This is a genomic window from Corallococcus praedator (assembly GCF_003612125.1).
GTDB classification, from domain to species: domain Bacteria; phylum Myxococcota; class Myxococcia; order Myxococcales; family Myxococcaceae; genus Corallococcus; species Corallococcus praedator.
In genome coordinates this window covers 1-1,052 of record NZ_RAWI01000780.1, presented here as the reverse complement: position 1 = coordinate 1,052, position 1,052 = coordinate 1, and the positions used below count along the sequence as shown (strand labels likewise).

At 73.8% G+C, this 1,052-nt stretch carries 2 protein-coding genes; both read left to right on the top strand.

Annotation, left to right across the window (positions count from 1 at the left end; translation table 11 throughout):
* Nucleotides 1-361, top strand: a 361-nt coding sequence (locus tag D7Y13_RS41705) for a Rieske (2Fe-2S) protein (protein ID WP_208734556.1), incomplete at its 5' end; no start/stop codon positions are given.
* A 29-nt stretch (nt 362-390) separates the two neighbouring features.
* A partial coding sequence (locus D7Y13_RS41700; RefSeq protein ID WP_208734555.1) for a condensation domain-containing protein occupies nt 391-1,052 on the top strand: 662 nt, incomplete at its 3' end.

The window sequence follows — 1,052 nt, the reverse complement described above, 5'->3', positions numbered from 1 at the left end:
GCGCCTCGCTGTGGGTGGGGCCGTCCGCGGAGGTGGGCTCGCCATGATGCTGGAACTGGAGGCGCGGCACTGGAGCCAGGTGCGCGTGGACGACGAGCGCTACCTCTGCCTGCGCCTGGGGGATCGCTTCAGCGTCATCCTGGACCGCTGCAAGCACAAGGGCGGCCCCCTCAGCAAGGGCACCTGGGACGAGGCGGCCCAGGGCATCCGGTGCCCGTGGCACGACCTGCTCAACACGCCCAGGGACCTGGCGCGCCGGCAGGTGCCGTCGGTCCGCGTGGGGTCGGTGCTCCGCTTCCTCGTTCCGGACCCTCCCGCGGCGCCCGAAGCCCCGGCGCGCGGCGCCCCGTCCTCTTCGTAAACCCTTTTCGCTTTCACGGCGGACACCTCATGGCCGAGCTCGTCACCCCTTTGTCGCCTGCTCCGGTGGAGCCTTTCTCCCAGGAGGATGCCGACGGCTTCCAGCCGCTCAGCCACGCCCAGCAGCGCATCTGGCTGATGGAGCAGCTGCATCCCGGCACGGCCTTCGCGAACCTGGGAGGGCTGCTGGTGGTGCGCGGGCCGGTCCGCCTGGAGCTGCTGGCGGAGGCGCTGGAGCGCTTCGCGCGGAGCACGGAGGCGCTGCGGCTGGAGCTGCGCGTCGAGGACGGGCAGGCACGGCAGCGGCTGGGGGCCGTGCACGGGGGCCGCGTGGAGCAGGTGGACTTCTCCCGGGAGGCGGATCCGCACGCCGCCGCCGAGCGCTGGTGCACCGAGCAGGTGCGGACGCCCTTCGCGCTTCCGGGCGGGCCGCTGTTCCGCCTGGCGGTGGTGAAGCTGGGCGAGCGGCGCGGGGGCTACTTCGCCTGCGTGCACCACCTGGTGGGGGACGGGTTCTCCCTGGGGCTCCTGGTGCGCGCGGTGGGCCGTCACTACGCGGCGCTCGAGGCGGGCGTGGACGTGGCCCCGGAGCCGGAGCCGTCCTACCTGCGGTACGTGGCGCGGGAGCGCGACTACCTCGCGTCGGCCGAAAGCCGGGAGCACCGCCAGCAGTGGCATGAGCTGCTCGGGGG